10 protein-coding genes, 1 tRNA gene and 1 pseudogene are annotated in these 8,265 nt (G+C 69.2%); 6 read left to right on the forward strand and 6 right to left on the reverse strand.

Features of this window, described 5'->3' with window-relative positions:
- A pseudogene (locus A5700_RS07290) lies at nt 1-234 on the reverse strand (MCE-family protein MCE1A); the annotation flags it as partial.
- A 227-nt stretch (nt 235-461) separates the two neighbouring features.
- On the opposite strand from A5700_RS07290, the gene A5700_RS27285 reads away from it, so the two are divergent.
- The 4 genes from A5700_RS27285 to A5700_RS07310 all read left to right on the forward strand — a co-directional run bounded on the left by A5700_RS27285 (nt 462) and on the right by A5700_RS07310 (nt 3,116).
- A complete protein-coding gene (locus A5700_RS27285; protein ID WP_068068754.1) occupies nt 462-1,412 on the forward strand; it encodes a diguanylate cyclase in 951 nt (316 codons plus the stop codon).
- 94 nt (nt 1,413-1,506) lie between these two features.
- A complete protein-coding gene (locus tag A5700_RS07300) occupies nt 1,507-2,043 on the forward strand; it encodes a hypothetical protein (protein ID WP_068068751.1) in 537 nt (178 codons plus the stop codon).
- A gap of 75 nt (nt 2,044-2,118) precedes the next feature.
- Complete coding sequence (locus A5700_RS26895) at nt 2,119-2,610, forward strand: hypothetical protein (protein ID WP_068068748.1); 492 nt, start codon at nt 2,119-2,121, stop codon at nt 2,608-2,610.
- Nucleotides 2,611-2,627: 17 nt separating this feature from the next.
- Complete coding sequence (locus A5700_RS07310) at nt 2,628-3,116, forward strand: glutathione peroxidase (RefSeq protein ID WP_068068745.1); 489 nt, start codon at nt 2,628-2,630, stop codon at nt 3,114-3,116.
- A 4-nt stretch (nt 3,117-3,120) separates the two neighbouring features.
- Here A5700_RS07310 and A5700_RS07315 read toward each other — a convergent pair whose 3' ends face one another.
- Nucleotides 3,121-3,588 (reverse strand): nuclear transport factor 2 family protein, encoded by a 468-nt coding sequence (locus A5700_RS07315; RefSeq protein WP_156671117.1) that lies wholly within the window; start codon nt 3,586-3,588, stop codon nt 3,121-3,123.
- Between the two features lie 444 nt (nt 3,589-4,032).
- Here A5700_RS07315 and A5700_RS07320 point away from each other — a divergent pair, with 444 nt between their 5' ends.
- Complete coding sequence (locus tag A5700_RS07320) at nt 4,033-4,896, forward strand: alpha/beta fold hydrolase (protein ID WP_068068739.1); 864 nt, start codon at nt 4,033-4,035, stop codon at nt 4,894-4,896.
- Nucleotides 4,897-4,984: 88 nt separating this feature from the next.
- Here A5700_RS07320 and A5700_RS07325 read toward each other — a convergent pair.
- The 4 genes from A5700_RS07325 to A5700_RS07340 all read right to left on the reverse strand — a co-directional run bounded on the left by A5700_RS07325 (nt 4,985) and on the right by A5700_RS07340 (nt 7,148).
- Nucleotides 4,985-5,061: transfer RNA gene (locus A5700_RS07325), tRNA-Met, on the reverse strand.
- 200 nt (nt 5,062-5,261) lie between these two features.
- Nucleotides 5,262-5,780, reverse strand: a complete 519-nt coding sequence (locus A5700_RS07330) for a cupin domain-containing protein (RefSeq protein WP_068068736.1) — start codon at nt 5,778-5,780, stop codon at nt 5,262-5,264.
- Nucleotides 5,777-6,481 (reverse strand): nitroreductase family protein, encoded by a 705-nt coding sequence (locus tag A5700_RS07335; protein WP_068068733.1) that lies wholly within the window; start codon nt 6,479-6,481, stop codon nt 5,777-5,779. Before A5700_RS07335 ends, A5700_RS07330 begins: the two co-directional genes overlap by 4 nt.
- Before the next feature lie 16 nt (nt 6,482-6,497).
- Nucleotides 6,498-7,148, reverse strand: a complete 651-nt coding sequence (locus A5700_RS07340) for an HD domain-containing protein (RefSeq protein WP_068068729.1) — start codon at nt 7,146-7,148, stop codon at nt 6,498-6,500.
- Nucleotides 7,149-7,254: 106 nt separating this feature from the next.
- On the opposite strand from A5700_RS07340, the gene A5700_RS07345 reads away from it, so the two are divergent.
- A complete protein-coding gene (locus tag A5700_RS07345) occupies nt 7,255-8,211 on the forward strand; it encodes a GlxA family transcriptional regulator (protein WP_197502797.1) in 957 nt (318 codons plus the stop codon).
- Nucleotides 8,212-8,265: the final 54 nt, after the last annotated feature.

The following is an 8,265-nucleotide window of genomic DNA, read 5'->3' on the forward strand; positions in this document are numbered from 1 at the left end:
ACCGATCTCCACCCCGTTATAGGTCACCTTCGACCCCGGATCCATCACCAACCCCGCCCGCGCGGCCAGCATCGTCACCTGGGTGGTGGGAGTGAACTCACCACGGAATTGCGCGTACACCAGGCCGCCGAGAACCAGGCAGACGACCAGCACCCCGACGGCGATCCACTTGTACGGCGGGATTCGCTGGTCGTTGATCTGCAGCGGGCTCGCCGACGGCGTTCGTTCGGACATTGTCAGCGTTGCCCCTTGCGTCGGCGCCGCGCGCATCCCGATGCTGCGGCGGATCGATAGCCCGACTCGACATCGGTATCCGGCGGCTGTGCACCCAGGTGCAATGCCGAGCCGCGAAGAATGTACCTCGACGGGCAGGGGTTGTGCGAACCGGCGTTCGCACAATCGGAATCGCTTTGCTGTCGCGACTTCCCACGACGGGCGGCGGCCGACCTTATTCTGAGCGGGTGTCGAGCCACGTCGCGTCGCAGCCGTCGCCCGGGCGCTGGCACGCGATCGGCCTCGCGGCGCTGCTGTGGCTGCTCGCCCTCTACGCGGCGAAGGCCCACTTCGATGCCGCCCCGGTGGATTCGCGGGTGTACTGGTTTCTCGGCGCCGTCGCCGTCGCGGCCGGCACCGTCGCGCTGGTCGGGCGGGTTCGCGGCTGGCAGAGCCGGCGCGGCCTGCTCATCTGCTGGCCGGTGGCGTCGTTGGCCGTCACGACGCTTACCGGCGCCCTGGCGGTCGGCGCCACGCGGGAGCTGCCCGGCGCCATCACGATCACGTTCGCCTACATCGGCCTGACCTGCCCGCGCTGGCGCTCGCTGGCGATGGTGCCGCTGGGCGTGGCCGCCCTCGCCGTCGGCGGGCACAAGCACCTCACCCACGACGCGGTGACCCTGGTGCTGGCCGCCACCATGTGGGTCCTGGTGGCCGAGGTCCCGGCCTGGCTGGTGGCCCGCCTCGAAGAGCAGAGCGCGTTGCTGCGCAAGATCGCGCACACCGACGCCCTGACCCAGTTGCTCGACCGGAGCACGCTCGGGCCGCAGCTGTCGGCGCACGCCAACGGGTCCGCCGTCGTGCTGATCGACCTCGATAACTTCAAGCGCTACAACGACACTCACGGGCACGCCGCGGGCGACGAGGTGCTGGTGGCGTTTGCCGGTGCGCTGCGCCGCGCGGTGCGCGACGGGGACCTGGTGTTCCGCATCGGCGGCGACGAATTTTTGATCCTGCTCGTCGGCGCCGACCGGGCCGCCGCCGGGCACGTCCTGGAACGGCTGCGCCACACCTGGGCGGCGGTCGGTGAGCCCGTCGGGTTCAGCGCCGGGATCGCCGCCGAGGAGCAGGATCTGATGCGGCTGGCGGACGAGCACATGTACGCCGAGAAACGCTCGCGCGACCTGTCCGCCGATTGATTCTGGTTGAGCGAAAAGCGGTCGGGCCGGGCGCAATTCGCCCCGGGCCGGACGCGGGTCTACCCTCGGTGAGAGGCTCACGGAAAGGCAGGCCATGCTCGCAGCATTCGGATTCGAGACCCTGGGCGTCGTGGTCGGGGACATGTTCTTCGTCGACCCCTCCCCCAACGAGGGTCAGGAGACCCCGGAACGGGGCGTCCGCCTGGAACTTCGGCTTGTCGACCGCGCCGAGCCGCACGGCTCGATCTACGCGGGCATTCCGATCTCGTTCGCGCGTCCCGTCTGGCGGGTCGACCTGTTCGGGTCCACGGAGAGCCCGCCGGGAACGCTGGACCGCGCGCACCACCACCCGCGCTTCAACGGCTGGGAGCCCGGGCGTCGCCACTTCGTGCCCGAGCTGTCGGCCGACCCGGTGTCCTGGCTCGCCGGTGAGCTGGCCGACCCGGCCGCCGTGCTGAGCCGGGCCGGCGTCGACCCCGACGAGGTCAGCGACGCCGACAAGGCCGGCCTCGCCGCGGCGGCCCCGGAGATCGTCGCTGCCGTGAAGCGGTTGCTCGACGGCGTCCGCGACGGTGAGCTGGCGCCCGCCCCACCCGAGCCGGTGGCCGCCGCGCGCACCGGTTGGCTCTGACGCCCGGCGGTTTGAACCGGCGTGCGCGGGCAAACCTGCTACCCCGACCACCCCACCACTAAGAGGCGGCACACAATGCACGCAACCCTGAAGGCCGGCGCGGGCCTGGCGCTGCTGGTCGCCCCGAGCCTGATGGCCCCGGACGCGGCCGCCGACGCCACCACGTTCGTGCCGCTGAGTTCGGTGTTGCGGCGCTGCGACTTCGGTCAGAGCGCCTTCAGCCCGCAGACGCCGCGGACGGGCTACGCGTCGGGCGAGACCGTCATCCGGGTCAGCGGCGGCACCGTGGTCGCCGACGTGCACCTGGTCAACACCGACCAGCCCGGGAGCCACTACGACGTGTCCCTGGTCCAGCTGCCACGCTCATCCGCGGCGACCTGCGGCCCCGGCGACCCGGGCGTGGTGTCGGCGGCCCTGGACCTCGACGGGGCCGGTCAGGCGCACGTCACGCTGCAAAACGGCATCCAGCCCGGCGCCACGGGAGCGTGGGTGAATGTCAGCCGCCCCAACCCGCACTCGCAGAGCCCGCAGGAGTACTACACCTCCCAATTCGTGGTGCCGATCTGACGGGTTAGCGTCGTAGCGTGACCCTCAACGACATCGCCCTGACCACCCTCGACGGCAAGGCCACCACGCTGGCCGAATTGTCCGGCGGCGCAACGCTCGTCGTCAACGTCGCCTCCAAGTGTGGCCTCACCCCGCAGTACACGGCACTGGAGAAGCTCGCGAAGGATTACCGCGACCGCGGCCTGACCGTCGTCGGGGTGCCGTGCAACCAGTTCATGGGCCAGGAGCCGGGCTCGGCCGAAGAGATCCAGGAGTTCTGCTCGACCACCTACGGCGTGACGTTCCCGCTGCTGGCCAAGACCGACGTCAACGGCGCCGACCGGCACCCGTTGTACGCCGAGCTGACCAAGGCCCCCGACGCCGGTGGCGAGGCCGGCGACATCCAGTGGAACTTCGAGAAGTTTTTGGTGGCCCCGGGCGGTGAGGTGGTCAACCGTTTCCGCCCCCGCACCGAGCCCGACGCCCCCGAGGTGATCAGCGCCATTGAAGCGGTGCTGAGCCGGTAGGGACTCAGTGTCCGCTTCTCGGGTTTGAAGGCTCCCGCGGGCATTGATGCGCCCGCGCATCGGTGTAGAACACCTCGACGGGCAAGACGCCCCGCAAGCTTTGCGCCATCTCAGCGGAGAACCGCAGCAGCGCACCCAACGGGCGGTGATGGATCGCGACGCGCTTGACGGCGCCCGCGCTGTCGCGGGTGAGCACCGTGACGCCCTCGTAGACCGTCGCGCCGTCGACGGACACCGCGCGCCATTCGCTGTAGGTCGTGGCCCCGGTGGTCGCCGGATTGCGGAACACGATCTCACGGTACAGCCGGCTTCCCGCAGTCATGATGGCTTGCACGGCTTTTCGCCCGACGGCCGGTTCGCGGATGGCCGACGCCTCCAAGACCACGTCCTCGGCGAGCAGTGCCGCGAACGCCGCGGGGTCCTTGAAAGCCGCCGACCAGTTGACGGACAACGGCACGGGATCCTGTGTCACGTAACGACCTTTCACTTGCGCGCCGCGCTCGTGGAGTCCTTCGCGCTTAACAGAATCCAACCATCGCGGGCTGAGTAATGTAAGGGTTAGCCAGCTAAGAGATAGCGGTTTTGCTAATACCGCCTGTCTCGGCGATGAACAACCAGAGGCAATGGTGCTGCGCCTGCGCGAATTCATCGCCGAGACACGCTTCGAGCCCCGGACCTCCGGAGGAATCCTCGGAGCGCTTCTGCATGGATGAGGTGCTCATCGATGTGTTTCCCCGCGGACGCGATGGCCGGGTAGCCCAAGCTTTCACCGCGGCGGCGTCGGACCTGGCGGCATGCTCTGCGGGCTTCTCGCGCCCGTCACATTCGCGCACCGGGCTACCGAGCGGCTTTACGATCACGGAGGGGAGTCGGAACCGGTTCCTGACGAACCCGTTGGCTGACGGGGGGGAGCACCGTGCCCTATTCCTCCGATTTCGAGGGCTTCACGCTCTATTACGAGCGCTCCGGACAGGGTGTCCCGGTCGTGCTGATCCACGGCAACCCCGGTGACCACCGCGAGTACGCCAAGATCGTCCCGCAGCTCGCGACCAGAGCCGACGTCACCGCGATCGACTTGCGTGGCTACGGCAAGTCCGACAAGCACGTGCACGACCCGAGCGCCTACGCCCTCAGTCGCCAGGCCGGCGCCGTCGTCGCGCTGCTCGACGATCTCGGAATCGACAACGCCGTGTTCGGCGGGTACGACGTCGGCAGCTTCACCGCCCAGACGATCGCGGTGACGCGGCCCGATTTGGTGCGATCCCTGGTCATCGCACCGCCCACGCTGGGGGTCGGGCGGCGGATCCTCGAGGAGGACGCCGTGAACGCGTTCCTGCACGCCATCTTCTACAAGTCCGAGCTGGTCGAACAGCTCATCGACGGCAAGCCCGACGCCGTCCGCGCGGCCCTGAAGGAGAACTTGGTGAAGTGGTCGGCGCCCGGATCGACCGTCGCAGACGAGCTCCTGGACCACCTCACCGAAAACCACTCGGCTCCCGGGGCGTTCCTGGCCGGCGTGCTGTGGTTTCGCAACCCCGAAGGCAACCCGATCACCTACTACGCCAACGAGACGACGCCGGCGCGCGAGGACAGGTTTGCCAAGCCGATCACCATCTTGTGGCCCGACCAGGACCCGCTGTTCCCCCAGGCCTGGAGCGACACCCTGGACGACTTCTACGCGGACTTCACCCTCGAATACCTGGACGGTTGCGGCCATTTCAGCCCGTTGGAGGCGCCCGAGGCCTGGACCAGGCACCTGCTGGACCACCTCGGTCGCTGAGCTGCGGCTCCGGCGACTTCGCCGGTCCCCCGATTTATCCGCCGGGCATGAAAATGGCCCCGGAGAAATCTCCGAGGGCCATTTCCGCTGGTAGCGGGGACAGGATTCGAACCTGCGACCTCTGGGTTATGAGCCCAGCGAGCTACCGAGCTGCTCCACCCCGCGTTGGTGAATGCCAGGTTACCGAACCGGCATCACGGCGACCAAATCGCGCGGTCAGGGCGTTGCGACGGCGAGATTGCCGCCATGGCTGCGGCCGGGCCCCGATCGCGACCATGGCGGCAATCTCGGCGCACCACGAGGGCACGACGCCCGCGACGCGAGGGCGCGAGCACCCGCGACACGAGAGCGCAACTCCCGCTCAGTTAGTGCGACGGCGGCCGCAGCCCGTAGCGCCTCGCGACGTCGTCCATCCAGGGCGGTGATCCGTAGGTCAACCCGTACTTGTCGGCGAGCGCGACGAAGTCCGGCGACTCGTGCAAGCCCGCGCTGAGCGGGTGCTCGAGCAGCAGCTCGCCCAGCTCGCGAAAGTAGTTCTCGAAGCCGCCTGGGGTGATGATCTCGACGATGCGGCCCGGCTCGCTGCCGGCGTTCCACATGGCGTGCATCTGCCCGCGGGGCTTGGTGATGTAGCCGCCCGGCCCCAGGACCACCTCGGTGTCGTCGGAGCGGAAGCCGATCTCGCCCGCCAGCACGATCGAGTGCTCGTCCTCGCGGGTGTGCCGGTGCGCCGCGGTGAGCAGGCCGACCTCGAACGGGTGCTCGACGATGGACACCTCGCCGCCGTTGCTGGTGCCGGACAGCTTGAACACCGCCCCGAATCCGGGGAGGGCGACCCGCTCGCCCTCCCCCGGCCGCACCACGCTGACCCCGATCTCGGTCATGCCACCGACACCGCCTCGGTCGGCACCGCTTCTTGGGCGGGCCACAGCGGCTGCGGGACCTCGACACCGAACGGCTTGCCCCAGCCATTGCGAGACGAAACCTGGTGCACGGGATGGCGATTCGCCGCAACACCCCACTTGCCCCGCGGGTAACCCAACGCCAGCATGGCCGACATCGTCCAGCCTTGCTCGACGGGCACGCCCAGCAACTCGTCGACCTTGTCTTCGAAGTTGCGCAGCACCATCGTCATGACGCCACCGACCCCCTCGGCGCGGGCGGCGAGCAACGCACTCCAGATGGCGGGATAGATGTTGGCGCCCCCGAGGTCGTCGATGGCGAAGACGAAGAGCAGCAACGGGATCTCTTCGAAATGATCGGCCAGGTAGTTCCCCGAACCTTGCATGCGCCGCATCGTCTCGGCATGCGCGGCCGGGTCCGCCCCGGGCGCCGTCGCGACCATCGGCCCGGCCCCGGCCTTAAACTTCTCGTACTCCATGGCGCGGGCCTGCCGGAACAGGCCGGCGAATTCGCCGATGAGCTCTTTGTCGTCCACCGCCACGAAGTGCCAGCGCTGGGTGTTGCCCCCGTTCGGGGCGCGCACGGCCGCATCGAGGATGCGGGCCTGGGTCTGCAACGGGATGGGGTCCGGCCGCAACCGCCGCATCATCCGGGTGGTGTACAAAGCCTCGTAAACGTCCATCGGTCAATCCCTTTCGTCATTCCGGCCAGCTGTTGTTCAGGATCGTGTCGACGAAGTCGACGCGCTGGAAGGTGGGGTCGAAGTGCGCCAGCACGTCGTCGTTCATGGTGCCGAAGGTGGTGTCCGGGCGGTGCTTCATGCCGTCGTTGAACGCCGCCAGGATGCGGTTCTTGAAATCCGGTCGGGGGTGCGCGGCGGTCACCGCGGCCAGCGCCTCGGGATCCAGGTGCTCGCGGCCCAGACCGATGACGTCGACCTCGACGCCCGCTTGAACCAGGGCGGTCTCGGGCGAAAGGAACTCCGGCACGCCGGGGGTGGTGTGCAGGGCAATGCCGAGCCACACCTTCTCGGCGGCGGCCGGTTCGATACCGTGGCTTGCCAGGAAATCGCGCGCCGCGTTGGCCCCGTCGACCTCGAACCGGATGGCGGAGTCGCGGTAGCGCTCGGTGAGGCCGATGTCGTGGAACATGGCCCCGACGTACAGCAGCTCCAGGTCGGGCCGCAGCCCGCGCCGCTCGCCCTGCAGGGCGCCGAAGAAGAACACCCGCCGCGAGTGGTGGAACAGCAGGTCGTCCTCGGCGTCGCGGATGAATTCGGTCGCCTCGCGCGCCAGCGCGGTGTCGGGTACTCGGATGCCGGCGACGGTGTCGATCGAGCTGGTGGTCATGGCTTGCCTCCTTGGTGTGGTGGTATCACCAAGCATGCGGCCGCGCGGCCCGCCCGACCGTGTCCGTTTCGGCCGTCTTCACCACAGAAACCGACATAATGGGTGCATGGCAGCGCGAGTGGTGGTGATCGTCGTCTTCGACGACGTGACGCTGTTGGACGTCGCGGGGGCCGGGGAGGTGTTCGTCGAGGCGAACCGGTTCGGCGCCGACTACCGGCTCAGAATCGCCTCGGTCGACGGCCGCGACGTGACATCGTCCATCGGCACGACATTGGGTGTGACCGACCGCCTTTCGGCGATCGAGTCCGCCGACACCGTCCTGGTGGCCGGCAGCGACGCCCTGCCCGCCCGCCCGACCGACCCGGCGCTCGTCGAGGCCGTCCGCGCGATCGCGGGGCGCAGCCGGCGGATGGCGTCCATCTGCACGGGCTCGTTCATCCTGGCGCAGGCCGGGCTGCTGCGCGGCCGGCGCGCGACCACACACTGGAACAACGCCCGCTCGCTGGCCCGCGCCTTCGCCGACGTCACCGTGGAGCCGGACGCGATCTTCGTCCGCGACGGTGATGTCTTCACCTCGGCGGGCATCTCCTCGGGCATCGACCTGGCCTTGGCGCTGGTCGAGATGGATCACGGGCGGGACCTGGTGCGCGACGTGGCGCGCTGGCTGGTGGTGTATCTCAAACGTGCCGGCGGCCAGTCGCAGTTTTCGGTGCTCGTCGAGGCCGAACCCCCGCCGCAGTCACCGCTGCGCGCGGTCACCGACGCGATCGCCGCCGACCCCGCCGCCGACCACGGCGTCGCGAAGCTCGCGGCGCGGGCGGCGTTGAGCACCCGGCAGCTGACCCGGCTGTTCAAGACGGAGCTGGGCACGACGCCGGCGCGCTACGTGGAATCGGTGCGGGTCGACTTCGCCCGCGCCGCCATCGAAGACGGCCGCTCCGTCGCCGAGACCGCCGGCGTGGCGGGCTTCGGCAGCACCGAGACGCTGCGCCGGGCGTTCCTCAGTCACCTCGGCATCAGCCCGAAGGCCTACCGCGACCGGTTCCGCACGGCCTGCGCCTGATCGGGCGCTACTTGGTGTTGTTGTACTTGGTGAACGCGTCGTCCAGGCGCTGCA

Source organism: Mycobacterium sp. E1214 (genome assembly GCF_001666755.1).
In the GTDB taxonomy this organism is placed as follows: domain Bacteria; phylum Actinomycetota; class Actinomycetes; order Mycobacteriales; family Mycobacteriaceae; genus Mycobacterium.

Coding starts and splice junctions, on each gene's coding strand:
- A5700_RS07335 (WP_068068733.1), bottom strand. CDS start 6,481: ATGGACGTTTACGAGGCTTTGTACACCACCCGGATGATGCGGCGGTTG.
- A5700_RS26895 (WP_068068748.1), top strand. CDS start 2,119: ATGCACGCAACCCTGAAGGCCGGCGCGGGCCTGGCGCTGCTGGTCGCC.
- A5700_RS07345 (WP_197502797.1), top strand. CDS start 7,255: ATGGCAGCGCGAGTGGTGGTGATCGTCGTCTTCGACGACGTGACGCTG.
- A5700_RS07340 (WP_068068729.1), bottom strand. CDS start 7,148: ATGACCACCAGCTCGATCGACACCGTCGCCGGCATCCGAGTACCCGAC.
- A5700_RS07300 (WP_068068751.1), top strand. CDS start 1,507: ATGCTCGCAGCATTCGGATTCGAGACCCTGGGCGTCGTGGTCGGGGAC.
- A5700_RS07330 (WP_068068736.1), bottom strand. CDS start 5,780: ATGACCGAGATCGGGGTCAGCGTGGTGCGGCCGGGGGAGGGCGAGCGG.